This is a genomic window from Thermanaerovibrio acidaminovorans DSM 6589 (assembly GCF_000024905.1).
GTDB classification, from domain to species: Bacteria; Synergistota; Synergistia; order Synergistales; family Synergistaceae; genus Thermanaerovibrio; species Thermanaerovibrio acidaminovorans.
The window spans coordinates 1,577,871-1,600,317 of sequence record NC_013522.1; the positions used below are offsets into that span (position 1 = coordinate 1,577,871).

At 65.6% G+C, this 22,447-nt stretch carries 28 protein-coding genes, 4 tRNA genes, 3 riboswitches and 1 other annotated feature; of the genes, 8 read left to right on the forward strand and 24 right to left on the reverse strand.

The annotated features are described in order from the left end of the window. Position 1 precedes the first annotated feature (1 nt). The 15 genes from TACI_RS07785 to TACI_RS07850 all read right to left on the reverse strand — a co-directional run bounded on the left by TACI_RS07785 (position 2) and on the right by TACI_RS07850 (position 7,756). Positions 2 to 1,285, reverse strand: coding sequence for an O-acetylhomoserine aminocarboxypropyltransferase/cysteine synthase family protein (locus tag TACI_RS07785; RefSeq protein WP_164925225.1), 1,284 nt, complete (start codon positions 1,283 to 1,285; stop codon positions 2 to 4). A gap of 74 nt (positions 1,286 to 1,359) precedes the next feature. Further along, a riboswitch (SAM riboswitch) is annotated at positions 1,360 to 1,464 on the reverse strand. Positions 1,465 to 1,514: 50 nt separating this feature from the next. After that, a complete protein-coding gene (locus tag TACI_RS09490; protein WP_341271042.1) occupies positions 1,515 to 2,039 on the reverse strand; it encodes an amidohydrolase family protein in 525 nt (174 codons plus the stop codon). Further along, the gene (locus tag TACI_RS09495) at positions 1,925 to 2,392 is read right to left on the reverse strand and encodes an amidohydrolase family protein (protein ID WP_341271036.1); all 468 of its coding nucleotides are present in this window, start codon (positions 2,390 to 2,392) and stop codon (positions 1,925 to 1,927) included. Before TACI_RS09495 ends, TACI_RS09490 begins: the two co-directional genes overlap by 115 nt. Before the next feature lie 111 nt (positions 2,393 to 2,503). Continuing rightward, on the reverse strand, positions 2,504 to 2,887 hold the full coding sequence (rplL, locus tag TACI_RS07795) for a 50S ribosomal protein L7/L12 (RefSeq protein WP_012870240.1): 384 nt from the start codon (positions 2,885 to 2,887) through the stop codon (positions 2,504 to 2,506). A gap of 66 nt (positions 2,888 to 2,953) precedes the next feature. Then, the gene (gene rplJ, locus TACI_RS07800; protein WP_012870241.1) at positions 2,954 to 3,484 is read right to left on the reverse strand and encodes a 50S ribosomal protein L10; all 531 of its coding nucleotides are present in this window, start codon (positions 3,482 to 3,484) and stop codon (positions 2,954 to 2,956) included. A 32-nt stretch (positions 3,485 to 3,516) separates the two neighbouring features. Further along, positions 3,517 to 3,667, reverse strand: a sequence feature (ribosomal protein L10 leader region). A 49-nt stretch (positions 3,668 to 3,716) separates the two neighbouring features. After that, positions 3,717 to 4,424, reverse strand: coding sequence for a 50S ribosomal protein L1 (rplA, locus tag TACI_RS07805; RefSeq protein WP_012870242.1), 708 nt, complete (start codon positions 4,422 to 4,424; stop codon positions 3,717 to 3,719). Positions 4,425 to 4,482: 58 nt separating this feature from the next. Further along, a complete protein-coding gene (gene rplK / locus TACI_RS07810; protein WP_012870243.1) occupies positions 4,483 to 4,908 on the reverse strand; it encodes a 50S ribosomal protein L11 in 426 nt (141 codons plus the stop codon). 83 nt (positions 4,909 to 4,991) lie between these two features. Continuing rightward, entirely contained in the window at positions 4,992 to 5,537 is a 546-nt protein-coding gene (gene nusG / locus TACI_RS07815) for a transcription termination/antitermination protein NusG (protein ID WP_012870244.1), read from the reverse strand. 47 nt (positions 5,538 to 5,584) lie between these two features. Further along, complete coding sequence (gene secE, locus TACI_RS07820) at positions 5,585 to 5,746, reverse strand: preprotein translocase subunit SecE (RefSeq protein ID WP_164925226.1); 162 nt, start codon at positions 5,744 to 5,746, stop codon at positions 5,585 to 5,587. Between the two features lie 50 nt (positions 5,747 to 5,796). After that, positions 5,797 to 5,874 (reverse strand) — tRNA-Trp (locus TACI_RS07825). A 21-nt stretch (positions 5,875 to 5,895) separates the two neighbouring features. Further along, positions 5,896 to 6,045 carry a 50S ribosomal protein L33 gene (rpmG, locus tag TACI_RS07830; protein WP_006582922.1) on the reverse strand — a complete coding sequence of 50 codons (150 nt, stop codon included), beginning with the start codon at positions 6,043 to 6,045 and terminating at the stop codon, positions 5,896 to 5,898. Between the two features lie 106 nt (positions 6,046 to 6,151). After that, positions 6,152 to 7,345, reverse strand: a complete 1,194-nt coding sequence (gene tuf, locus TACI_RS07835; RefSeq protein WP_012869930.1) for an elongation factor Tu — start codon at positions 7,343 to 7,345, stop codon at positions 6,152 to 6,154. Positions 7,346 to 7,487: 142 nt separating this feature from the next. Then, positions 7,488 to 7,563 (reverse strand) — tRNA-Thr (locus TACI_RS07840). Between the two features lie 11 nt (positions 7,564 to 7,574). Next, positions 7,575 to 7,660 (reverse strand) — tRNA-Tyr (locus TACI_RS07845). A 20-nt stretch (positions 7,661 to 7,680) separates the two neighbouring features. After that, positions 7,681 to 7,756, reverse strand: a tRNA-Thr gene (locus TACI_RS07850). Positions 7,757 to 7,879: 123 nt separating this feature from the next. On the opposite strand from TACI_RS07850, the gene TACI_RS07855 reads away from it, so the two are divergent. The 8 genes from TACI_RS07855 to TACI_RS07890 all read left to right on the forward strand — a co-directional run bounded on the left by TACI_RS07855 (position 7,880) and on the right by TACI_RS07890 (position 14,579). Beyond that, on the forward strand, positions 7,880 to 8,215 hold the full coding sequence (locus tag TACI_RS07855; RefSeq protein ID WP_012870246.1) for an ArsR/SmtB family transcription factor: 336 nt from the start codon (positions 7,880 to 7,882) through the stop codon (positions 8,213 to 8,215). After that, positions 8,199 to 10,073 (forward strand): heavy metal translocating P-type ATPase, encoded by a 1,875-nt coding sequence (locus tag TACI_RS07860; RefSeq protein ID WP_012870247.1) that lies wholly within the window; start codon positions 8,199 to 8,201, stop codon positions 10,071 to 10,073. The genes TACI_RS07855 and TACI_RS07860 overlap by 17 nt, the downstream gene beginning before the upstream one ends. 13 nt (positions 10,074 to 10,086) lie before the next feature. Continuing rightward, positions 10,087 to 10,216, forward strand: a riboswitch (cobalamin riboswitch). 11 nt (positions 10,217 to 10,227) lie between these two features. Further along, complete coding sequence (locus TACI_RS07865) at positions 10,228 to 11,175, forward strand: heme/hemin ABC transporter substrate-binding protein (RefSeq protein ID WP_012870248.1); 948 nt, start codon at positions 10,228 to 10,230, stop codon at positions 11,173 to 11,175. Further along, positions 11,172 to 11,948, forward strand: a complete 777-nt coding sequence (locus TACI_RS07870) for an ABC transporter ATP-binding protein (protein ID WP_012870249.1) — start codon at positions 11,172 to 11,174, stop codon at positions 11,946 to 11,948. Before TACI_RS07865 ends, TACI_RS07870 begins: the two co-directional genes overlap by 4 nt. After that, a complete protein-coding gene (locus TACI_RS07875) occupies positions 11,945 to 12,892 on the forward strand; it encodes a FecCD family ABC transporter permease (RefSeq protein ID WP_012870250.1) in 948 nt (315 codons plus the stop codon). Before TACI_RS07870 ends, TACI_RS07875 begins: the two co-directional genes overlap by 4 nt. A 93-nt stretch (positions 12,893 to 12,985) precedes the next feature. Continuing rightward, positions 12,986 to 13,531, forward strand: a complete 546-nt coding sequence (locus tag TACI_RS07880; protein ID WP_164925227.1) for a MotA/TolQ/ExbB proton channel family protein — start codon at positions 12,986 to 12,988, stop codon at positions 13,529 to 13,531. Further along, the gene (locus tag TACI_RS07885) at positions 13,528 to 13,896 is read left to right on the forward strand and encodes an ExbD/TolR family protein (RefSeq protein WP_012870252.1); all 369 of its coding nucleotides are present in this window, start codon (positions 13,528 to 13,530) and stop codon (positions 13,894 to 13,896) included. Before TACI_RS07880 ends, TACI_RS07885 begins: the two co-directional genes overlap by 4 nt. Further along, positions 13,893 to 14,579 carry a TonB family protein gene (locus TACI_RS07890; protein WP_012870253.1) on the forward strand — a complete coding sequence of 229 codons (687 nt, stop codon included), beginning with the start codon at positions 13,893 to 13,895 and terminating at the stop codon, positions 14,577 to 14,579. Before TACI_RS07885 ends, TACI_RS07890 begins: the two co-directional genes overlap by 4 nt. Positions 14,580 to 14,587: 8 nt before the next feature. On the opposite strand, the gene TACI_RS07895 is transcribed toward TACI_RS07890, so the two are convergent. The 9 genes from TACI_RS07895 to rph form a co-directional block, all read right to left on the reverse strand. Then, positions 14,588 to 16,405, reverse strand: coding sequence for a TonB-dependent receptor plug domain-containing protein (locus TACI_RS07895; RefSeq protein ID WP_012870254.1), 1,818 nt, complete (start codon positions 16,403 to 16,405; stop codon positions 14,588 to 14,590). A 132-nt stretch (positions 16,406 to 16,537) separates the two neighbouring features. After that, positions 16,538 to 16,675: riboswitch (adenosylcobalamin (AdoCbl) riboswitch) on the reverse strand. A gap of 95 nt (positions 16,676 to 16,770) precedes the next feature. Continuing rightward, on the reverse strand, positions 16,771 to 18,099 hold the full coding sequence (locus TACI_RS07900; protein ID WP_012870255.1) for a TolC family protein: 1,329 nt from the start codon (positions 18,097 to 18,099) through the stop codon (positions 16,771 to 16,773). Further along, positions 18,092 to 18,661, reverse strand: coding sequence for a TetR/AcrR family transcriptional regulator (locus tag TACI_RS07905; protein ID WP_012870256.1), 570 nt, complete (start codon positions 18,659 to 18,661; stop codon positions 18,092 to 18,094). Before TACI_RS07905 ends, TACI_RS07900 begins: the two co-directional genes overlap by 8 nt. Positions 18,662 to 18,781: 120 nt before the next feature. Next, entirely contained in the window at positions 18,782 to 19,180 is a 399-nt protein-coding gene (rpsI, locus tag TACI_RS07910) for a 30S ribosomal protein S9 (protein WP_012870257.1), read from the reverse strand. A gap of 20 nt (positions 19,181 to 19,200) precedes the next feature. Continuing rightward, the gene (rplM, locus tag TACI_RS07915) at positions 19,201 to 19,638 is read right to left on the reverse strand and encodes a 50S ribosomal protein L13 (RefSeq protein WP_012870258.1); all 438 of its coding nucleotides are present in this window, start codon (positions 19,636 to 19,638) and stop codon (positions 19,201 to 19,203) included. Between the two features lie 124 nt (positions 19,639 to 19,762). Next, positions 19,763 to 20,785 carry a nicotinate phosphoribosyltransferase gene (locus tag TACI_RS07920; protein ID WP_164925452.1) on the reverse strand — a complete coding sequence of 341 codons (1,023 nt, stop codon included), beginning with the start codon at positions 20,783 to 20,785 and terminating at the stop codon, positions 19,763 to 19,765. A gap of 54 nt (positions 20,786 to 20,839) precedes the next feature. Continuing rightward, a complete protein-coding gene (secG, locus tag TACI_RS07925; protein WP_333645303.1) occupies positions 20,840 to 21,064 on the reverse strand; it encodes a preprotein translocase subunit SecG in 225 nt (74 codons plus the stop codon). 60 nt (positions 21,065 to 21,124) lie between these two features. Beyond that, positions 21,125 to 21,709 (reverse strand): non-canonical purine NTP pyrophosphatase, encoded by a 585-nt coding sequence (locus TACI_RS07930; RefSeq protein WP_164925229.1) that lies wholly within the window; start codon positions 21,707 to 21,709, stop codon positions 21,125 to 21,127. After that, complete coding sequence (gene rph, locus TACI_RS07935; RefSeq protein WP_012870262.1) at positions 21,690 to 22,436, reverse strand: ribonuclease PH; 747 nt, start codon at positions 22,434 to 22,436, stop codon at positions 21,690 to 21,692. Before rph ends, TACI_RS07930 begins: the two co-directional genes overlap by 20 nt. Positions 22,437 to 22,447: the final 11 nt, after the last annotated feature.

Here is a 22,447-nt window from a genome sequence, read left to right on the forward strand (position 1 = left end):
ATCACACCTCCCCCAGGGCCCTCTCCAGGTCCTCCAGGAGGTCCTCCAGGTCCTCCAACCCCACGCTCAGCCTTATCAGGCCGTCGTCGATGCCCCCCGCCAACCGGTCCTCCCGGGAAAGCTGGGAGTGGGTGGTGCTGGCGGGATGTATGGCCAGGCTCCTGGAGTCCCCCAGGTTCGCCATGTGGCCGAAGAGCCTGAGCCCCTCCAGGAAGCGCCTCCCCTCCTCCACGCCCCCGTCCAGGCAGAAGGCCACCATGCCGCCGTAGAGCCCCCCAAGGTACCGCTGGGCCAGCGGGTGGGACGGGTCATCCGCAATGCCCGGGTACCGGACCCACTTGACCTTCCGGTGCCCCTTAAGGAACCTGGCGACCCCCAGCCCGTTCTCCGAGTGCCGGGCGAACCGGAGCGGCAGGGTCCCGCAGCTGAGCTTGAGGAGGTAAGCATCAAAGGGGGAGGGGCAGCCCCCCAGATCCCGCAACAGAGTGGCCCTCAGCTTGGCCCCCATGGCGCCGGGACCAAAGGCGTCGGTAAATACCAGGCCGTTGTATCCCGGATCCGGCCGGTTCACCAGCCCCCACTTGGGACCGCTCCAGTCCTTGTTGCCCCCATCTACCACAATACCCCCCACCACGTTGCCGAAGCCGGATATGAACTTGGTGCACGAGTGGACCACCAGATGGGCCCCCCACTCGATGGGCCTGCAGGAGACCGGGGTGGCGAAGGTGTTGTCCACCACCAGCGCCGCGTCCACCTCCTCCGCCACCCGGGCCAGGTCCTCCAGGGGGGCCACGTCCAGTAGCGGGTTCCCCACGGTCTCCACGATTATTGCCTTGGTGTTGGGGCGCACCGCCTCCCGAACCTGGTCGATCCGGTTGGGGTCCACCAGGGTGCTCTCCACCCCAAACCGGGCGAAGGTGTTGCGGATCAGGGTAAGGGTCCCCCCGTAAGACTTCCGGGAGACCACCAGGTGGTCCCCGGCGGAGCACAGGGCCCCTATCAGGTGGGTGAAGGCCCCCTGCCCGGAGGAGAAGGCCACGGCCCCCACTCCCCCCTCCAGGGACGCCACGCAGTCCTCGTAGGCCTTCACCGTGGGGTTCGATATGCGGGAGTATATGTGCCCCTCCTCCTCCAGCCGGAAGAGCCGGCAAGCGTGGTCCGCGTCCCTGAACTCGTAGGCGGCGGTGGCGTATATGGGAAGCCCGAAGGCCCCAGTGGCGGGATCGCTCCTCCATCCGTCATGCAACGCCCGGGTGTGAATACCCCTCTTTCGTTCCTGACTCAAAATGAACACCTCCAACCCCCAGGGGGTAAAATTAAAGGGCCCCTCCGAGAGGAGGGACCCGGTGGCCGCCTTCTCTCTTATCACTCGGCTTTCGCCGCAGGTGTTGGCACCACGCAGAGACGTGCTCTGCAGGTTGCCGGGCTTCATCGGGCCAGTCCCTCCGCCACTCTTGATAAGAGCCTATATGGGTTTTCCTGCCCCCGCCGGGTGGATCCGGCGGGTCGTTGGGCTAGATTCTATTGAGCCCTCCCCAGGGTGTCAAGGGCCGCCCCAAAGATTCCAGTAGACGCCAGCCGTTCCCCCCCAGGAGGGCCTCCGCGTCCGACCCGGAAATCCCCGCCGATTCCAGGAGGGGACGGTACCGGGGGAGCCCCAGGATGGGGAAGTCGGTGCCGAAGAGGATCTTTTTACCCGCCCCGGAGGCCATGACAGAGGCCAGAAGGGAGGAATCGTAGAGAAATGGCATGGCGGCGGTGTCGTAGTAGGCGTTAGAAAGGTTGAGCCTCATCTCCTCCATGGCCTCGTAGAGCCAGAGCCCCCCTCCGAAGTGGGCAAACACCACCTTCACCTCCGGGTGGTTCTCGCAGAAGGCGGCGGCCTCCTTGGGTCCCACGGTCCCCTTTCCCGCGTAAAGGTGACCTACAGGCTCCGCGCAGTGCAGCATGAGCAGGATCCCCAGCTCGTGGCAGAGCCCCGCGATCCGGAAGGTCTGGCGCGGGTCGTCCACCTGGAACCCCTGGCCGTCGGGGAACAGCTCCCCCACCCCCAGGGCCCCCAGGGATGCGGCGCGCTCCACCTCGGCGCCCATCCCACGACACAGGGGGGGACCACCGCGAAGGGGATCAGCCGGTCCGGATGGGCCCTGGCGGCCTCCAGCACGTAGTCGTTGCAGAGCCTGCAGAGCCCCAGGTCGTTGAAGGCGAAGCCGAAGACCACCGCCCGGTCCACCCCGTCCCGGTCCATGGCGGATATCAGGTCCTCCACCTGGGCCCAGCGGTGCACCGGGGATGAGGAGAGCAGGGCGAAGTAGTCCTCCCGCTGGGCTATCCGCTCCGAGTCCCGCACCACCTCCGGCGGGTAAAGGTGAACGTGAAAGTCAAGGACCATGCCCCACCCCCAGGAATTAAAGGAATCTTGTGGCCAAAACAACGTTATGGTATCACAAAGGGGGCGGGACCGATAGGTCCCGCCCCCTGAAAGGGCCGAAGGTTAAGAGCCTTACTTCAGCTCCACCTTGGCGCCCGCCTCCTCGAGCTTCTTCTTCAGCTCCTCCGCCTCCTCCTTGCTGGCCTGCTCCTTCACCGGCTTGGGGGGGTTGTCCACCAGGTCCTTGGCCTCCTTCAGGCCCAGGCCGGTGATCTCCCGGACCACCTTGATGACGTTGATCTTGTTGGCGCCGGCGTCCACCAGCACCACATCGAACTCGGTCTTCTCCTCCTCAGCGGGGGCAGCGGCAGCGGCGCCGGGCATGGCCATCATGGGCATGGCCATGGCAGGGGCTGCGGCGGAAACGCCGAACTTCTCCTCCAGGTCCTTCACGAGCTGGGACAGCTCAAGGACGGACATCTCCTCAATAGCCTTGATTATATCCTCGCGGGTCATCTTTCTACTCCTCCTCAAATTGTTGTCTTGGAAACTAAGCGGCCCGTTCCTCGCGGGGCCAACGCGCTACGCGGCGTTCTCCTTCTTGTCCTTGATCTGGGACAGGCAGGTGACAAGCCCCCTGGCGGGACCGGAAAGCACCGTGACGAGTCCCCGGAGGGGAGCCGCGATGGTGCCCACCACCTGGGCGATGAGGACCTCCTTGGAGGGCAGGTCCGCAATGGCCATGACCTGGTCCTTGTTGAGCAGGTCCTTGCCCATCACGCCCCCCTTGATGATCAGGGCCTCGTTGCCCTTCTCCTTGGAGTAGTCCCTCAGGGCCTTGGCCACCGCCGCCACGTCCCCGTAGGCGAAGACGTAGACGTTGGGGCCCTGCTCGTAGGGATCAACCGTGGGCATCCCAACCCTCTGGAGGGCCAGCCTCATTAGGGTGTTCTTGGCCACCTTCATCTCGCCGCCGGCCTTGCGCACCCTGGAGCGGATGTCGGTCATCTTCTTGACCGTGAGACCCCGGTACTCGCAGATGAAGACCCCATCGCTCCTGCCCAGCATCTCCACCAGCTGCTCAACGCTCTGCTCCTTAGCCTTCGTCGGCATCAGTTCACCTCCTCCCGGGTTCGCATGCGGGCCCGGGAACTGCGAAAGCCCCCGGCCTCAAGGCCGGGGGCTTAAAGTGCACACCTAAGGACGCCCAACGGGCGACCATCCCGGACCTCGGCGGGGTTTCCTCTATTAAGCGCCAAGCGCCCCCGCTGTCTTAAGCCCAAAGGGCATTCTAGCACAAAAAGGCGGGGGCCACAAGCCCCCGCCGGAAGGTCGGTCCCTGAAGCTAGTCCGCCAGATCCTTCATGACCTCCACCGGATCCATCGGGATGCCGACCCCCATGGTGGTGGTCATGGTGATGCTCTTCACGTACTGCCCCTTCACCGCCGCCGGCCGGGCCTTCTGGATGGCCTTGAGCAGGGTGGCGGCGTTCTCCTTCAGCTTGGACTCGTCGAAGGAGGCCTTGCCTATGGCGTTGTGGGTGATCCCCGTCTTGTCCACCCGGAACTCCACCCGGCCCGCCTTGATCTCCCTCACCGCGTCCGCCACGTCGAAGGTGACCGTGTTGGTCTTGGCGCTGGGCATGAGCCCCCGGGGGCCGAGGACCTTACCCAGGCGCCCCACCGCCCTCATCATGTCCGGGGTGGCTATGACCGCATCGAAGTCGAGCCAGCCGCCCTCTATCCTCTGCACCATGTCCTCGCCGCCGACGAAGTCCGCGCCGGCCTCCTCGGCCTCCTTCACCTTCTCGCCACCGGCGATCACCAGGACCCTCTTGGTCTTGCCGGTGCCGTGGGGAAGCACCACGGTGCTGCGCACCTGCTGGTCCGCATGGCGGGGATCTACGCCCAGCCGGACATGGAGCTCCACGCTCTCGTCAAACTTCGCGGTGGCCACTTCCTTCACCAGCTTCACCGCCTCATCCAGGCTGTAAAGCCGATCCGCAACCACCTTCTCCGCTATCGCCCTGTAACGCTTGCTCTTCTTGGCCATATCTAAATACCTCCCGTGGTCATAGCGGGCCCAAGGCCCTGCCACAAAGTCTTATGGACTAGTTCACTACCTCCACGCCCATGGACCTGGCGGTCCCCTCAATCATCCGCATGGCGGCCTCCACGTCGTTGGCGTTCAGGTCCACCATCTTCATCTGGGCGATCTCCCGCACCTGGCTCTTGGTGATCTTGGCCACCTTGGTCTTGTTGGGCGCCGCGGAGCCCTTCTCAAGGTTGGCCGCCTTCTTGATGAGCACGCTGGCCGGGGGGGTCTTCAGGATGAAGCTGAAGCTGCGGTCCGCATAGACGGTGATCACCACGGGGATTATGAGCCCCGCCTGATCAGCGGTCTTGGCGTTGAACTGCTTCACGAACTCCATTATGTTGACACCCCTCTGCCCCAGGGCGGGTCCCACCGGGGGCGCCGGCGTGGCCTTGCCAGCCGGCAACTGCAGCTTGATCTCTCCCACAACTTTCTTCGCCATCTACCTCGCTACCTCCTTAAAAACAGGCGCACAATGCGCCCTTAAGGGCGGGCAGAGGCCCGCCCGTATATTCGATCTATGGGTTAGAGGACCTTCTCCAGGTCCTCGTGGCCCGCCTCCGCCACGGTCTCCCGGCCGAAGACCGTGACCGAGAACCGGACCCGGCCCTTGTCCGGATCCACCTCCACCACGGGGCCTACGCAACCCTCAAAGGGACCGGACTTGACCCGCACGGTGTCCCCCACCTCTATGTCCAGCTCCACCTTGGGCTTCCGGTCCGCCGGAAGCCCTATCTTCCCCATAACCTCCGCCACCTCCCGGTCGGTCAGAGGTATGGGGTGGTTGCCGGAACCCACGAAACCGGTCACTCCCGGGGTGTGGCGGACCACGTACCAGGACTGGTCGTCCATTATCATCTCAACCAACACGTAGCTGGGGAAGACCTTGCGCCTCACGCGCTTGGCCCGCCCCTCCTTCACGAAGACCTTCTCCTCCACCGGGACGAGGACGTTGAATATCCGGTCCTCCATCCCCATGGTGGCGATCCTCTGCTCCAGGTTGGCCTTGACCTTGTTCTCGTACCCCGAGTAGGTCTGAACTATGTACCAGCGTCTCTTATCGTCTTTCATCAGCTAAAAGGGGGCCCACGCCCCCTCCTCCCGTGGTTTTATGAAGCCTAACGGACTACTCCGCGAAGGAGACCGGTGAGAACCGCATCCACCAGCCCCAGGTAGGCCGAAACAGCGAAGGTAACGAAAAGCACGACCAAGGTGGAGTACCATACCTGCTGCCTGGTGGGCCATGCGACCTTCTTAAGCTCGCCCCTGGCCTCCCTCAAGAAATCTATTACCCGCCCCACACCTTCGCCCCCTCGATCAAACAAAAAAGTGGCAGGCCCGGAAGGATTCGAACCTTCAACCCCCGCATTTGGAGTGCGGTGCTCTAACCAGTTCGAGCTACGGACCTGCGCGCACCGTCTATTTTACCCTACTTCGTCTCCTTGTGCAAGGTGTGCTTGTCGCACCACTTGCAGTACTTCTTCTTCTCAAGCTTCTTCTGCATCTTACGCTTGTTGACGGTGGTGACGTAGTTGCGACGCTTGCACTCGGTGCACTGAAGCCCAATGATGTCCGCCATTTACCTCACTCCAAAATACAGATTTTAATAGCCCCAGGGGCATTCAAGGAAAAGCCGCGGCCCAAGGCTCTCCTCAGGCCGCGACGATGAACCAAAAGGGTGCCTACTACTTGTCCAGTATCTCGGTGACCACCCCGGCGCCCACGGTGCGGCCGCCCTCACGGACCGCAAACCGAAGACCCGGCTCCAGAGCCACCGGCACTATCAGCTTCACCTCAAACTGGCTGTTGTCCCCAGGCATGACCATCTCCACGCCCTCCGGAAGCTTGATCTCCCCAGTAACGTCCGTGGTCCGGAAGTAGAACTGAGGCTTGTAACCGGAGAAGAACGGCGTGTGACGACCACCCTCCTCCTTCTTCAAAACGTAAACCTCCGCCTTGAAGTGCTTGTGCGGCTTGATGCTGCCAGGCTTCGCCAAAACCTGGCCCCGCTCAACCTCGTCCTTGCCTACACCCCGCAGAAGGACCCCCACGTTGTCTCCCGCCACCGCGTCGTCCAATATCTTACGGAACATCTCAAGGCTGGTGGCCACCGTCTTCTGGGTGTCCCTCATCCCCACTATCTCAACCTCGTCTCCCGCCTTGATGACACCGCGCTCCACACGACCGGTCACAACCGTGCCACGACCGGTTATGGTAAACACGTCCTCGATGGGCATCAAGAACGGCTTGTCGGTCTCCCGAACAGGGGTGGGAATGTACTCGTCACAGGCCTTCATGAGCTCCCAGATCTTGTCGGTCCACTCGTCCTCGCCATCCGCCTCAAGAGCCTTCAGCGCGGAACCGCGAATGATGGGAACCTCGTCGCCAGGGAAGCTGTACTTGCTCAGCAGGTCCCGGATCTCCATCTCCACCAGATCCAGAAGCTCCGGATCGTCCACCATGTCGCACTTGTTCATGAACACCACCAGCGCGGGCACGTTCACCTGACGGGCCAAAAGCACGTGCTCACGGGTCTGGGGCATGGGACCGTCCGCAGCGGACACCACCAGGATCGCACCGTCCATCTGAGCCGCACCGGTGATCATGTTCTTGATGTAGTCCGCGTGCCCCGGGCAGTCAATGTGCGCGTAGTGACGGTTGTCCGTCTGGTACTCCACGTGGGCTATGTTGATGGTTATCCCACGCTCACGCTCCTCCGGCGCCTTGTCTATCTGATCAAAGGGCGTGAAGTCCGCGTATCCCTTCTTCGACAGCGTCTTGGTGATCGCCGCCGTCAACGTGGTCTTGCCGTGGTCTATGTGACCTATGGTACCTATGTTCAGGTGCGGCTTAGACCTGGTAAACTTCTCCTTCGCCATCTTACCCATACCTCCCTGGTATGCTTTTGTTTTCCCCCGAAGAGGACAGCCCGACGGCAGACTCCGTCCGCGGCGATTCTACCATAAGCTCAACCATACCAAAAGAGACCCGGGACTTCAAGCCCGGATCTCTTCAAAAGCCTGGAGCCGACTTCCGGACTCGAACCGGAGACCCCATCCTTACCATGGATGTGCTCTACCTGCTGAGCTAAGTCGGCACCGAAGGAAATGGTGGTGGGAGTAGGATTTGAACCTACGTAGGCGCTAGCCGGCAGATTTACAGTCTGCTGCCTTTGACCACTCGGCCATCCCACCACGTGGTAGCTTGGTTGCTCTGGAGCCGGTGAGAGGGATCGAACCCCCGACCTGCTGATTACAAGTCAGCCGCTCTGCCAACTGAGCTACACCGGCGTTACGAACTGGAATTATACCAGCCTCCGCCCGCCTGTCAACCACCCCCGCCCCCTTGCCAGGACCAAAAAATTGTGATATATGCTCACTTGAACAATCATTCATGCTTAAGGGGGCGAGAAAGTGGCAGACCTAGACGGGGACAATCAGCTCCTGTACGACCTGGCGGAACTATTCAGGGTCTTCGGAGATACAACCCGGGTCAGGATCCTCTGGTGCCTGGCCCAGTCGGACATGTGCGTCTCCCACCTGGCGGAGCGGCTTCGCATGAGCCAGTCGGCGGTGTCCCACCAACTGAGGATCCTCAAGTCCGCCCGGCTGGTCCGGGTCACACGACAGGGACGGAACGCCATCTACGGCCTGGACGACCAACACGTTAAGGCCATCTTCGACCAGGCCCTCCAACACGTGAGCCACACATCCATGGGAAGGGAGAACAAAAATGAGCCAGACCGCTGAATGCCGGTCCTGCCGGTGCTGCGCCGACGAACACCACCACGACCACCACGGAACCACCCGAATCCCAAGGGGACTGCGACTCGTCCTGGGGGCCGCCGCCCTGGCGGGGTCCCTGCTCCTTCCCAACCACATAAGACCCCTGGGCCTCATCGCCGCCTACCTCATCCTGGGGACCAACGTGATGGCCTCCGCCCTGAGGAACGCCCTCAAGGGGGACCTGTTCAACGAGTTCTCCCTCATGTCCATCGCCACCCTGGGGGCCATCGCCATAGGGGAACTGGCCGAAGGGGCGGCGGTGATGCTCTTCTACGAGGCGGGGGAACTGCTCCAGGACATGACCGCCGAGAGGTCCCGGCGAGCCATAGAGGCCGCCATGGACCTGAGGCCCAAGATGGCTCACCTCATGACCCCCCAGGGGGAGGCGGACATCCCCCCCGACCAGGTGGAGACCGGATCCACGATCATCGTGAGGCCCGGGGAGATGATCCCCCTGGACGGACAGGTCACCCAGGGCAGGGCATCGGTGGACACCTCATCCCTCACCGGCGAGGGGCTACCGGTGGACGTGGCGGAGGGGGACCCGGTCCAGGCGGGGACCATGAACCTGGACGGGCACCTGAAGATCCGGGTGACCCGCCCCTTCGACCAGTCCGCCATGGCCCGGGGACTCCAGCTGCTGGCCCAACAGGAGGGGAGCCGCACCAGGACCGAGCGGTTCATATCCGCCTTCGCCCGCCGCTACACCCCGGCGGTCATGATCCTGGCGGCCCTCATTTCCACCGTCCCACCCGCCCTCGGTATGGGCAGCTTCAGGCAGTGGGCCTACCGGGGGCTGGTCTTCCTGGTGGTCTCCTGCCCCTGCGCCCTCATGATCTCCGTCCCCCTGGCGGTCCTGGCGGGGCTAGGCGCCTCCGCCCGCCGGGGGCTCCTCCTCAAGGGAGGGGACGCGCTGGAAAGGCTATGGCAGGTCCGAAGCGCCTTCCTGGACAAGACCGGGACCCTCACCAAGGGGACCCTGCGGGTGCTGAAAGTGACCCCCGCCCCGGGGGTGGACCCCGCCCGGCTGATGAACCTCGCCGCCGCGGCGGAGATGGGATCCAACCACCCGGCCGCCCGGGCCATCGCCGCCCAGGGGTCCCACCTCTCCCCGGAGGACACCAAGGAGCTGCCAGGCATGGGGGTGGAGGCCACCGTGGATGGCTCCTCCATCCTGGTGGGCAACCGGCGCCTCATGGAGTCCAGGGGGGTTGAAGCCCCGGAGGAGGCTCTGGAGTCCGGCGCGGTCCACGTGGCGGAGAACCTGAGGTACCTGGGTTCCATCCAGCTGGGGGATCAGCTGAGGGAGGACGCCCAAACCGCCCTGGACTCCCTCCGCCGGCTGGGGCTCAACCCCCTGGGGGTCATCTCCGGGGACAGGCCCCACCGGGTGGAGGAGCTCACCGGCCAGCTCCCCCTGGACATCCGCCTGGGGGACCTGCTCCCCGCCGACAAGGTGGAGGTGCTCAAGGCCCGCCCCTTCAGCCTCTTCGTGGGGGACGGGATCAACGACGCGGCGGTTATGGCCGCCTCCCACGTGGGGATCGCCGTGGGGGGCCTGGGAGCGGACGTGACCGTGGAGGCCTCCGACGGGGTCCTCCTGTCGGACCGGCTCTCCCCGGTGGCGGAAGCGGTGACCGTAGCCAGGATGAGCCGCCGGGTGGTGGGACAGAACATCGCCATGGCCCTCTCGGTAAAGGCGGCGGTGCTGATCCTGGGCACCCTGGGGGCGGCCAACATGTGGGAGGCGGTCTTCGCCGACGTGGGGGTGGCCCTGCTGGCCACGCTGAACTCCTGCCGGGTCCTCCGGTCGGTCCGTTGACCCCCCCATACAAAGAACCTATAATCCACCCGGTAAACAAACTGGGCCCCCTCGGGGCAACTCCGGTGAAAGTCCGGGGCAGCCCCGCTACTGTGAGGACCTTACGTCCAAGCCAGAAAACCCGACGGGGCCGGGAAGGATGTTGTGCGAGGGCATGTATCATCCGGATAGCTTTTCACGTTCGTCTTCCAAGGGGACCGGCGGTCCCCTTTATTCCTTCGCTGGCTGGCCCATCCTCCTGCTGGCGGCGCTCCTCCTGATCTCCCCGTCTACTTCCGACGCCCTCCCATCCCCCAAACGGATCGTGTCCCTCTCCCCGGCGGGGACCGAGATGCTCTTCGCCATGGGACTCGGGGACCGGGTCGCGGCGGTCACCACCTTCTGCGACCACCCCCGGGAGGCCCTATCGAAGCCCAAGGTGGGGGGCTTCGCGGACGTGAGCATCGAGGCCCTGATATCCATGGGGGCGGACCTGGTGGTGCTCCAGGACATCCACTCCCCAATGACCCAGCAGCTCACCCGGGCAGGGATCCGGTGGATCATGCTGCGCCAGGACAGCGTTGCCCAGGTGCTGGACTCCATGCGGGCCCTGGGGAGGGCCTGCGGCGTGCCGGACCGGGGGCAGGCCCTAGCCAGGCGAACCGAGTCCCAGATAAGGGCCATATCCTCCAGAACCAAGGGGAAGCGCCCCCGGGTGCTGGTCTGCGTCTCCCGGGAGATGGAGGCGGGGCGCATAACCTCCTTCTACGCCGCTGGGCCCAGGAGCTTCTACGGGGAGCTGGTGAGGCTGGCGGGGGGAGAGAACTGCCTTCCCCCCTCATCACCCCCCTACCCCATGGTCTTCGCCGAGGGGCTCCTAGCCATGAGACCCCAGGTGGTGATAGACCTGGTGGGGGACAGGAACTTCTACCACTCCTCCTCAAGGCTCAACCGGGACGAGCTGTTCGACCTGAACGAGATCCGCCGCAAGTGGCGCCGGTCGTTCCCCAACTCCACTTTCAAGCTCCAGGTACTGGAGGGCACCGTTTACCTCCGGCCCGGGCCCAGGGTACCCGTGGTGATCGACGCCTTCCAGCGGGCCACCCGGGAGGCGTCCCGATGAGCATCGTCTCCGTGAGGGACCTGACGGTCCAGATGGGGGGAAGGACCATCCTCCGGGACGTGAACCTGGACCTTAGGCCCCGGGAGGCCCTGGCGGTGATAGGCCCCAACGGGGCGGGAAAGAGCACCCTCCTCAAGGCCATCATGGGGATGGTACCCCACCGGGGGCGGGTGGCCCTGGACCGGAGGCCCCTGTCGGAACTGTCGCCCCGGCAGGTGGGCCGGATCATCGCCCTGGTGCCCCAGCCATCAGAGGGGCGCCCCCCGGTCACCCCCCTCGAGCTGGCCATCCTCTCCCGCTACCCCTGGCAGGGCTCCTTCGACGGGGTGGGCTGCCAGGAGATGGCCCTCATAAGGTCCGCCCTGGAGGCGGTGGACCTCTGGGAGCTCCGGGACGTGCCCATGGGGAGCCTGAGCGGCGGGGAGGCCCAGCGGGCCCTCATAGCCGCCGCGCTGGCCCAGGATACCCGGTGCCTCGTGCTGGACGAGCCCACCGCCTCCCTGGACTACCGACACCAGTGCGAGGTGCTCAGGCTTCTACTGGACCTTAGGTCCCGAGGGGAGGATCGGGGGATGATCATGGCCACCCACGACGTCAACCTGGCGCTTAGGTGGGCCACCCGGGTGGTGGCCCTGAGGGAGGGACGGGTGGTTCTGGACCGCTCACCCGAGGACCTGGGCCCTGAGGAGCTGTCCTCCGTGTTCCAGGTCCGTTTCCGGCGGATCTCGGATCCCCAGGGGGGATGCATCATGCCCCAGGAACTGATGCTATGAGGCGTCCCCTGGCGTTGCTCGGCCTACTCTCCCTCCTGGCCCTCCTGACCCTACCCTTCGTGGGGCCCATGCGGATAGCCCCCTCGGAGGCCCTGGGGAACCGGGTGTTCACCACCATGCGGGTGCCCCGGGTGCTGCTGGGCTACTCCACCGGAGCCACCCTGGGGCTCTGCGGTGCGGTGTTCCAGGTTTTGCTCAGGAACCACCTGGCCTCCCCGGACGTGATGGGGGTCTCCTCCGGTGCCGCCCTGGGGGCGGTGGCGGCCATAAGGCTGGGGCTATCGCCGGTGGGGATCGGGGCCTTCCTGGGCTCCAGCCTGGCCATAGGGCTCATCCTCACCGCCGGGGCCCAGACGGCCCGGCGAGGAGGCGGGAGCCAGGGGCTCCTGCTGGCGGGGGTGGCGTCCAGCTTCCTGTTCGGGAGCCTCAACATGGTGATCCAGTACGGGGGCGGCTTCGGCGACTCCTTCAGGATGCTACGATGGGCCATGGGGGGAATACAGGTGGTGGGATACCAGCAACTTGTCCCCTCCCTGGGGGCCCTGGGGGTCACCGTCGGCTGTTGCCTGGCCTTCCTGAAGGAGATAAGGCTCATCCGCTGCGGGACCCTATTCGCCAGGAGCCGGGGGGTCCCGGTGGACCGGGTCCGCTGGATCCTGTTCGGCCTGATCTCCATGGCGGTGGCCGCCTCGGTGTCCCTCTGCGGCCCCATCGGCTTTGTGGGGCTCTTCGGCCCCCACATGGCCAGGATGCTGGGCGTCAAGGGGGAGGGAGGGGGGCTTTGGGGAAGCGCCATGGTGGGGGGGCTGATACTCTCCGGGTGCGACGCCCTGGCAAGGACACTCTGGGCCCCGTCGGAGATACCGGTGGGGATAATCACCTCCGGCGCGGGGGCCCTCTTCTTCCTCTGGCTGATGCTGTTCGGATCCGAGCGGCAAGTCTGAACCCGGGAGGGATCTTCAATGTGGAACTGGGTTTCTTTCCTTAGGGACGGGGGTCCCATAGCGTGGATCATATTGTTAACGTCGATCTTTACGATGGCCCTGGCGATGGACAGGCTATGGGTCCTGTACCGGTGCACCCTAGTGTCCCGCCAGCTGGACCTCAACCAACTGGAGGAACCGCTGGGATCCCATGGGACCGGGGGTCATGCCACCCTACCACCTGGCCCCGCCGCCCGGGTGGTCCAGGGGATCATGGCCTTCTGGGACAAGGGTTCCGGGGCAATGAGGGAGGCGGCGGAGATAGCCATAAGGGAGGAGCTGTTCCTCCTCTCCAAGGGGCTCTCCACCATCGAGTGGGCCGCACGGATAGCCCCCATGTTGGGGCTACTGGGCACGGTGCTGGGCATGGTGGACATGTTCGGCGCCATAGGAACCGCCGGAGCATCCTCCGGGGCAGTGGCCCTGGGGATCCGTAAGGCCCTTTACACCACCGTGGCGGGGCTGTGTTGCGCCATCCCCGCCTCCGCCATGTTGCGCCTTCTGGACCACCTGATAGACGCCGAGGAGGAGAGGCTCCGGCGGATATCCCACCACCTCATCCTCCACCGCATGAGATGTGAAGGGGGGACCCAGGGGTGAGGCGCCGGGGGCACCAGATGGACATGACCCCCATGCTGGACGTGCTCTTCATGCTGATCATCTTCTTCGTCCTCACCACCTCCTTCGCCCGGCTGGAGACCCAACGGGTGGACCTGCCCAAGGGGAGGGGGGAACGGACGGAGGTAAAGGCGGCGGTGATAACCATCACATCCAACGGGGAGATCCTCCTGGACGGGAAGCCCTCCAGCCTGGGGGAGCTGAAAGCACGCCTCCGGGGACACCCACGGGTCCTGCTGGGGGCCCACCGGGGAGTGCCCTACGGCAGGGTGGCGGAGCTCCTGTCCGCCCTCAGATCCGCAGGTGTTGAGTCCGCGGGGCTGCTGCTGGAGGGGAGCTCCAATTGAGACGTGCCCTACCCTTCCTCCTGGCCAGCCTATGGATCCACTGGGCGGTCCTGGGGATCATCACCCCGCGTTCCCACCAGCCCCCGGGGATTCACGTCATGCGCATCACCATTGAGACCGCCCCCACCGCCCCCCCTTCCGTGACACCCGGGGCGGACCCGCCCAAAGCCAAGACCGAGGCCCCGGTTAAAACCCCGGCCAAGCAGAACAGGATCCCGAGCGAACGCAATCCAAGCGCCCGAAGGGCCCCAAAGGAGGCCTCCCTGGGGGAGGCGAAGGATAGGGGGGGGACCGATCGATCCGGGGACACGGATGGCCCCGCCGGCGGCCCACCGGCGGAGGGGGCCCCGGCAGGTGAAGGGGGACTTCCATCGGGGGGTCAAGCGGAAGGCGGGGGGACCGGTGAAACCCTACCGGGTGGAACGGCGGAGGACGCCACCCTGCGGGTGAAGCCCCGGTACCCCCGGGCGGCTCGGCAGAGGGGCGAGGAGGGCACGGTGGTGATCCGCCTCACGGTCCGGGACGGGGTCCCCATCGATGCGAGGGTGGAGTCCTCCAGCGGGTCCCCCCGGCTGGACCGGGCGGCGCTGGAGGCGGCGGCCATGTGGCGCTTCAGGCCCCAGGTGAACGGGGAGGTCCGGATCCCCTTCCTCTTCAGGCTGGTGGATCCGGACCCCCGGTGAGGTGACGCCTAGATGCGGCCGCTCAGGGTCAGGTACCAGGTCCTCTCGGGCGTCACATAGCCGCTCCGGTCCACGAAGAACTCCCGGCCGAAGACGTTGCGTCCCCCCAAGGTCAGCTCCATCTCCCCCAGGGAGCGGGAAAGGTTGAGGTCCACCAGGAAGATGTCCTCCTCGGAGTAGTGGTTGGTGTTGTCCCTTATGGCCCTATCCCCGTAGAACCGGCCGGTGACGCTGGCCCTCCAGGGTCCCCGGGTCCACTCCAGGGTGGAGACCGACTTCCACCGGGGATCCCCGCTCCTGGTCCACTGACCCGAGGCCCTCTCCTCCCCGTAGGCCCAGGACAAACCCTGCCGATAGGTGAGCCCCTCGGACAGCCGCAGGACCCACTCCGCCTCCACCCCGTAGGCCCGGTAGCGCTCCAGGTTCACGTACTGGCCGATCCAAGTGATGGGATCCGACTGGTAGGCGATCCTGTCGTCCAGGTCGGTGTAGAAGAGGTTGAAGCTCCAGCCGGCGGCGGACCGGACCCCCGCCTCGTAGCTCCACCCCTTCTCGGGCCTGAGCTGGTAGTTGGGGATCCCCCAGCTCCTCATGGGCATGTAGATCTGGAAGAAGCTGGGCATCACGAAGGCCCTGCCGGCGGACAGGTACCACAGCCTGCCGGAGGGGTCCTCGTAGGAGAGGGACACCTTTGGGTTCAGCTCCGAGTAGTCGTCCCCCCTCTCAACGTCCCAGCGCTCGTAACGGAGCCCCAGAAGGCCCGTCAGTTCCCCCAGGGGGAAGCTGGTCTCCCCGTACAAGGAGAGCCCATCCCTCTTGAGGTCGTAGGGATCGTTGTTGCCAAAGGGGTTCTCGAAGTTCCTGCTGTCGGAGCTGTCCCGACGGAGCTCGATCCCGTAGGCCAGGAGGTTTGAGCCCCACTTGCCCCGCCCGTCCAGGGCGAGCCCCAGGTTGCTGTCCTGGTACTCACTCCTGCCGGAGGAGTCGAAGACCCGCTTGAAGTTGCTGCCGTAGTAGGCCTTGAGGGACAGGTCCCCTGGAACCGGTAGCTCCAGCACGTAGCGGCCGTAGTCGTTCTCCTGCCGGTTCAGGTCCCCGTCGTAGGTCCAGCGGGAGGAGTAGTCCCCCAGGCTGGCCTTGAAGGTCCACCCGTCCCCCTTCAGGTCCAGGCCGTAGTGGTTCGCCCGGTAGTCGTCGGACCGGTCGTAGAGGCCGTTGGTCCGCCTCCTGATCCGGCGCTGGCCCTCCTCCTCTCGGGAGTAGCGGACCGTGGCGGTAACCCTATCTCCTCCGGAGGCCCAGACGGTGCCGGAGAGGTACCCGTCGGATCCGCCGGTCAGGGAGAAGCCCGCCGGGGCGGCCCCCTTTCGAGTCACCACGTTTATGACCCCTCCAAGGCCGTGGGAACCGTAGAGGGCGGAGGAGGCGCCCTTTAGGACCTCCACCCGCTCGATGGAGCTCAAGGGGACGGTCCTGAGGTCGAAGGGGGCCCCCAGCACCGCCCCGGTGCCGTAACTGGAGGTCATGAAGGGGACCCCGTCCACCAGGAGTAGCACCTCGGTGGTCATCCCCCGGACGGATATGCCCTTGGACTGGGCCATCCCAGCCCCGCTGACCAGGCCGTTCACCCCGGGTAGCAGGTCCAGCACCTCCTGCAGGTTCCTTGCCCCGCTTCGCCGGATGTCGTCGGAGGTTACCCGATGAACCATGGCGGGCAGGTCCTCCATGGAGCTCACCCGGGAGCCCAGGACCTCCACCACCGGCTCGTCGGCCCCGAAGGCGGGCCCCCCCAAGGCGGCCAACCCCAAGACAACGAACAGCCACAAGGATCTCCTAGATGTACGCACAGAAACTCCCTCCCCGTTGGATTATGATCTCCAAGGGCCGGTGTAGAGATCTCCCCCCCTTCCTCAAAAAACTTCCGGGCCCGCCGCTCTGGAGGGCCCGGACAGACCACCATGCGGCCCCCCCGCCCTCGAAGGGGGGCCGCATCCAGGACCTGGGGCCAGTGTCGGGCTCGGACTCAAAGTCCACACCGTAGCGGGGCTGCGCCGGATTCCCACCGGTCTTCCTGGGCTCCCAGACCCAATTCGTCCCCGGACCGCTCCGGGGACGTGGCATCTGGCACGGAACTATAGCACAATATGAGACCAACACAAAGGCCCCCGGGGGGACCCCCGGGGGCGGGTGGTCAGTTTCTCAACACCATCCCCCACCCCTCCTCGCCAAGGGCGTAGCGAAGCGCCGCCTGGGCGGAGAGGAGGTCGTACCGGGCGTCCACCAGGTCGTTCATGGCCTGCTCCAGCCGCACCCGGGCGTCCAAGACGTCCAGGTTGGTGCCCACCCGGGCATCATAGCGGCGCTCCGCTATCCGGTGGTCCTCCTCCGCCTGCTTGAGCCCCACATCCGCCGCCGCCAGCCTCTCCCGGGCCTCCTTGAGCCGCTCGAAGGCGTCCACCGCCTCCTGCCTTATCTGCAGCTCCATGTCGCCGAACCGCCCAAGGAGCGCCTCCGCCTGGGCCCGGGCCTGATCCGCCCTGGCCCTCACCTCCCCGAAGTCCAACATCCGCCACTGAAGGGTCAGCGACAGCAGGTAGTCCTCCTTCTCGCTGGGGAAGAAATCGGGCCCCACCCGGTAGGCCTCCCCCTTGAACAGAAGCTGGGGCCTCCCCTGCCCATCCGCCGCCCCAGCCAGGGCCAGGGCCTGCCGACGGTACATGTCCAGGGACCTCAGCTCCCGCCGGGACCGAAGGGCTATCCCCTGGACGTCAACCCCCTGGGGAATCGCCAAATCCCCCGCCTCCACCACCAGCTCCCGGTCCCGGGGCACCACGAACCCGCAGGCCCGGTCCAGCATGGCGTAGGCCCTCTCCACCGCCCCATTGGCCCTTATGAGGTTGACCTTTGCGTTGGACAGGGCCACCTGGGCCCTCAAGAGCTCCGCCCGGGGCACCATCCCCACCGAGTAGAAGGCCTTCACCCTCTCCAGGTAACGCTCGGACAGCTCCACCACCCGGGACGCCACCTGTACCCTCCCCTTGGCCCGAAGGACCCCGTAGAGGGCGGACCTCAGCTGGAAGAGAACCCCCTCCCGGCCCCGCTCCTCCTCCGCCCGGGCGGCCTCCATGGCCGCCTCCGCAGCCCGCACCTGATATGTCAGGGTGCCCCCCGAGTAGAGCACCTGGGTCAGCGCCAACGCGGCCCGGTAGGTCTCCTCGTAGCCGGTCACCGCGTACCCCACTGGCTTGTCCAGGGGATCGTAGACCCGGGCCTTGGGAGGCTCCTTGGCCTTGGAACCGTAGAGCACCAGGTCCAGCTTGGGAGCCAGCCCCGCCCGGGCCTGCTCCAGCGCCGCCTCCTTGCCCCTCACCGAGGCACGGAGGGCCTTGAGGACCGGGTGGACCTCCAGGGCCCTGCTCTCCAGCTCCCCAAGGCTAAGGGGGGCCTCCGCCCCCGCCGCCGACGGAAACCACACCAGCGCCACCAGGAGAAGACACAGGGGCCAACGGAGCCTAGCCACGGTCCGCCCCCCCCACCAGGGCCCCACAGCCCCGCCTCCAAAGCCCAAGGGCCGAATCCAGGTCAAGCCAGATCCCCACGTTGAACATGATCCCGTCGAAGAAGACGCAGAGCAGGTCCTCCAGCCCCCGGTCCGCCAGGTCCAGCCGGGCCCGGCTGAGCCGGTCCCGCATGTCCTCCTTGACCCGCATGCGAAGGGCCTCCGCCAGGTCCACCATCCCCTGGACCCCCCTGTGGGCGGACAGCACCAGCTCGAACCACAAGGGCAGCGAACAACCATCCTGGAAGAGACGGCGGATCAGCCCCTCCCCATCGGCGTGTATTACATCCACCACGTCCAGCCCCGACTCCGGCGTCTCCCCGAAGTGGCTCACGATCCTCTCCACCTCGTCCTCCATCACCCGCCGGAACAGATCGAACTTGCTTTGAAAGTGCCAGTAGAAGGCCCCCTTGCTCACCCCGGCGGACTTGACTATGGCGTCCACGCTGGCCCCGTCGTACCCCCTCCGGGCGAAGATCTCCCTGGCACTCGAGACTATGGCCCGCTTGGCATCGGAACTCAAACCTCAACCCACCTCCCAATCACCTTGAACCCACCGAATGGTCTCAAAGACCGACCGGTCTGTCAAGAGATCCAACTAAGAAAGGGGACCCTGAGGGTCCCCCGAAGCGGCTCGAAAGGGTTAACGCTTGGAGTACTGGAAGCGGGCCCGAGCTCCGGCCTGACCGAACTTCTTCCTCTCCACCATCCTGGGGTCCCGGGTTAGCAACCCCGCCTTCTTCAGCGCCGGACGGGCCTGGGGGTTCATCTTCAGGATGGCCCGGGCTATGCCCAGCCTGATGGCCCCCGCCTGGCCGGTGAGACCGCCCCCGTGGGCCCTCACCAGCACGTCCACCTTGCCCTCCACCCCCGCCACCTTCAGGGCCTCAAGGGCCTGAAGCTGCCAGGTGAACCTGGGCAGGTAGTCCTCCAAGGTCCTGTTGTTGACCTTGATTAGCCCCTGGCCGGGACGGATCCTGACACGGGCCACCGCGTTCTTCCTCCTGCCGGTGCCCCAGAAGTACATGTTGGAAGCCTGCACCTTCTATTCCCCCCTCTTCCCTAAAGTTCCAAGGTCTCAGGCTTCTGGGCCCCGTGGGGATGGCTGGGACCCGCGTAGACCTTAAGCTTCCTGAACATGGCGCGGCCCAGACGGTTCTTGGGCAGCATACCCTTTACCACCCGCTCGATGAGCCTCTCGGGGTTCCTCTCAAGGATCTTCCCGTAGGGGATCGACTTGAGACCGCCGGAGTAGCCGCTGAAACGATGAACCATCGACTGCTCCCGCTTCTTGCCCGTCAGACCCACCTTCTCCGCGTTGATCACGATGACGAAGTCACCGGTGTCAACGTGGGGGGTGTAGGTGGGACGGTGCTTGCCGGACAAGACCAGGGCGATCCGGGACGCAAGACGCCCCAGGTGCTTGTCCGTGGCGTCCACCACGTACCACTTGCGCTCCACGGCTTCCTTCTTAGCCATGAACGATCTGGTGCCGATCATGGGTTCTCCTCCTTCGCTCCTCAAAGGACAGCTAACTTGATGTATTCAAAGCGCGACCCTGGTGCGACCCGTCCGCCCGCCCCGCCGTGGGGGGTGGCGCTGGCCAAGCGGACCCGATGCAAAGCTAGATCACGCGCTTCAACCTGTCAGTGGGGGTCAATCCGGGCAGGCGACCCCGCTTAGCCACGGGACGCCGGTCCACCTCCTTGAGGTCCATGGTCATGTCTCTGGGGGTCCCGTGGGCTATGTAGCTCCCGACACCGAAACCGCCCGCACCAGCCTCCGCCAGGACCCTTATCCTGTCCGGGTTGAGGCCACCGGACACGAAGACCGTCACATGACCGTATCCCGCCATGGACAACCTATACCGGACCTCCCTCACCAGCTCAGGGGTGACTCCTCCCCTCTCGCCGGGAGTATCTAGTCTAACAGCCGTTAGCCTTTCTTTCAAGGCCTCCGCCAGCCGAAGGGACTCCTCCGCCTCGTCCTTAAAGGTGTCCACCAGGACCGACAGCCCCTCCCCGGGGGGCAACACCTCCCCGTAGGCCTCCGCAAGCCTCAGGGTGTCCCCGGCGATTAGGATCGCCGCGTGGGGTATGGTGCCCCGGGGCTCCCGGCCCATCAGCTTGGCCCCAAGTATGCAGCTGGCGTCGGAGCAACCGCCCACCAGGGCGGATCGCTCCATCACCGGCGCACAGGAGGGGTGAACGTGCCGGGCCCCGAAACACAGGACCGGCAGGCCTCCGGCGGCCTCCACGCACCGCCTGGCGGCGGTGGCCCAGCCGCTGGAGCTGGACAGGATCCCAAGGATGGTGGTCTCGTGAAGACCGAACTCCCCGTAGCGGCCCCGGATCCGCATGACCACCTCCCGGGGCTCGAACTCCTCCCCCTCCCAGAGGGCCTCCACCTGAGCGTCCGCCCCCACGGAGACCAGAAGCCGGCGGACCTCCTCCAGGCCGCAGAAGACCCCCCCCTCCCGGGCGAACACCTCGGCGGTGACCTCCGCATCAAGACGACCCAGGCGACGCAAAACGTCCCGGGTCTTGGCGAAGTAAACGTCAGAAGTCCAACCACCCACTATCTCCCGGTGCTCCGCCGAGAGGAGACGACCCGGATCCTCCACCCGGAAGGCCCGAACGTCCCCCATACCATCAACCCGGAAGACCAAGCCCAACCCCTCCTCCTCCAGAAACCAAAGGCCCTAGGAGATTACCACCAGTATCAGGGATATCAGCATGAACAGCCCCATCAGCACCGCGGATATCTTGGTGAGGCCGCTCATCCTCTGCCAAGCCCCACCATCCGCCTGGGTGCCCCCGCCGAACATGCCGGAGAAGCCACCGCTCTTCCTCTGCTGCATAAGTATGGACCCGCAAAGGGCCACGCAGAGGACCAACTGAACCAAGATCAAAAGGACCCTCACCATCAGCACCCCCAAAAGGACTCGCACCAAAAGTCCGGGCCGCCCCCAGGACGACCCAGCTAACTATTCTACCACAAGCGGAAGGGCCAACACCAACCTCCTGGCCGCCCGGGCCCGGTGGGATATCCGGTCCTTCAGGGCCCCCACCTGGGCCAGGGTGACGTCAAGCCCCAGGGGCATGAACACCGGGTCGTAGCCGAACCCCCCGTCCCCCATGGGACGCTCCGCTATGGTGCCCCAGAGCTCCCCCCGAAAGGTGTAGCTTCTCCCGTCCGGGAAGGCCAGGGCAGCAACGCAAACGAACCGGGCCCGCCGGTCCCGCTCCCCCCGTAGCCGCTCCAGAAGCCAACCAATCCTCTCCGGATCGCTGCCCGCCACCCGGGCGGACCGGACACCGGGGGCCATGCCCAGGGACACCACCTCCAACCCCGAGTCCTCCGCCAGCACGGGCCTGTCCTGCCCCGCAAGGAACGACCGGGCCTTCTTTAGGGCGTTGCCCTGGTAGGTGTCCTGGTCCTCCTCCACCGGCGGAACCTCCGAGGGGAGCACCAACCTCACCGGGGCCCCATCCCCCAGGAGCCTCTCCCACTCCCTGACCTTGCCCCGGTTGCCGGTGGCGAGCACCACCTCAACGGGCCAGGATCTCATGGAGATCACCTACCCCCAACACCTCCAGCTGCAGGGCGTGTAGCCTCCGGATCCCCACATCCGCCAGGGATAGCATGTCCCGGAAGGACTCCATGGAGAACAGCGCGTCCTCCCCGGTGCCCTGGATCTCCACGAACCGGCCGTCCTCCGCCATCACCACGTTGCAGTCCACCTGGGCGGAGGAGTCCTCCTCGTAGCACAGGTCCAACATCACTTCCCCCGCCACGATGCCGGCGCTCACCGCCGCCACCTGGTGAACCACCGGCATGGAGCCCACCAGGCCGTTGGACATAAGCCAACGGCACGCGTCCACCAGGGCCACGAAGGAGGCGGTTATGGCAGCGGTCCGGGTCCCACCGTCCGCCTGGAGCACGTCACAATCTATCCAGATGGTCCGCTCCCCAAGAAGGGACAGGTCCACCGACGCCCGGAGGGACCGCCCTATCAGCCGCTGGATCTCCTGCCCCCGGGCGTTGGGCTTGCCCCGGCTTATCTCCCTCTGGGTCCGCTGATGGGTGGACCGGGGGAGCATGGCGTACTCGGCGCTTACCCACCCCCTGCCGCTCCCCCGAAGGAACTGGGGGACCTTCTCCTCCACCGACGCGGTGCATAGAACGTGGGTGTTACCCCACCTTATCAGCGCGGAACCCTCCGCATACCGATTGCAGCCCCGCTCTATCCGCACAGGCCTCAGGTCCCCACTGGACCTCCCGTCGATCCTAGCCACCCGCATACCCC

What these genes read in the sequence shown, in the direction of transcription:
- TACI_RS09495 (WP_341271036.1), bottom strand. Translation starts at nt 2,392, where the DNA reads ATGGTCCTTGACTTTCACGTTCACCTTTACCCGCCGGAGGTGGTGCGG.
- rplL (WP_012870240.1), bottom strand. Translation starts at nt 2,887, where the DNA reads ATGACCCGCGAGGATATAATCAAGGCTATTGAGGAGATGTCCGTCCTT.
- rplJ (WP_012870241.1), bottom strand. Translation starts at nt 3,484, where the DNA reads ATGCCGACGAAGGCTAAGGAGCAGAGCGTTGAGCAGCTGGTGGAGATG.
- rplA (WP_012870242.1), bottom strand. Translation starts at nt 4,424, where the DNA reads ATGGCCAAGAAGAGCAAGCGTTACAGGGCGATAGCGGAGAAGGTGGTT.
- rplK (WP_012870243.1), bottom strand. Translation starts at nt 4,908, where the DNA reads ATGGCGAAGAAAGTTGTGGGAGAGATCAAGCTGCAGTTGCCGGCTGGC.
- nusG (WP_012870244.1), bottom strand. Translation starts at nt 5,537, where the DNA reads ATGAAAGACGATAAGAGACGCTGGTACATAGTTCAGACCTACTCGGGG.
- rpmG (WP_006582922.1), bottom strand. Translation starts at nt 6,045, where the DNA reads ATGGCGGACATCATTGGGCTTCAGTGCACCGAGTGCAAGCGTCGCAAC.
- tuf (WP_012869930.1), bottom strand. Translation starts at nt 7,345, where the DNA reads ATGGCGAAGGAGAAGTTTACCAGGTCTAAGCCGCACCTGAACATAGGT.
- TACI_RS07860 (WP_012870247.1), top strand. Translation starts at nt 8,199, where the DNA reads ATGAGCCAGACCGCTGAATGCCGGTCCTGCCGGTGCTGCGCCGACGAA.
- TACI_RS07865 (WP_012870248.1), top strand. Translation starts at nt 10,228, where the DNA reads ATGTATCATCCGGATAGCTTTTCACGTTCGTCTTCCAAGGGGACCGGC.
- TACI_RS07870 (WP_012870249.1), top strand. Translation starts at nt 11,172, where the DNA reads ATGAGCATCGTCTCCGTGAGGGACCTGACGGTCCAGATGGGGGGAAGG.
- TACI_RS07875 (WP_012870250.1), top strand. Translation starts at nt 11,945, where the DNA reads ATGAGGCGTCCCCTGGCGTTGCTCGGCCTACTCTCCCTCCTGGCCCTC.
- TACI_RS07880 (WP_164925227.1), top strand. Translation starts at nt 12,986, where the DNA reads ATGGCCCTGGCGATGGACAGGCTATGGGTCCTGTACCGGTGCACCCTA.
- rplM (WP_012870258.1), bottom strand. Translation starts at nt 19,638, where the DNA reads ATGATCGGCACCAGATCGTTCATGGCTAAGAAGGAAGCCGTGGAGCGC.
- TACI_RS07920 (WP_164925452.1), bottom strand. Translation starts at nt 20,785, where the DNA reads ATGGGGGACGTTCGGGCCTTCCGGGTGGAGGATCCGGGTCGTCTCCTC.
- secG (WP_333645303.1), bottom strand. Translation starts at nt 21,064, where the DNA reads ATGGTGAGGGTCCTTTTGATCTTGGTTCAGTTGGTCCTCTGCGTGGCC.
- TACI_RS07930 (WP_164925229.1), bottom strand. Translation starts at nt 21,709, where the DNA reads ATGAGATCCTGGCCCGTTGAGGTGGTGCTCGCCACCGGCAACCGGGGC.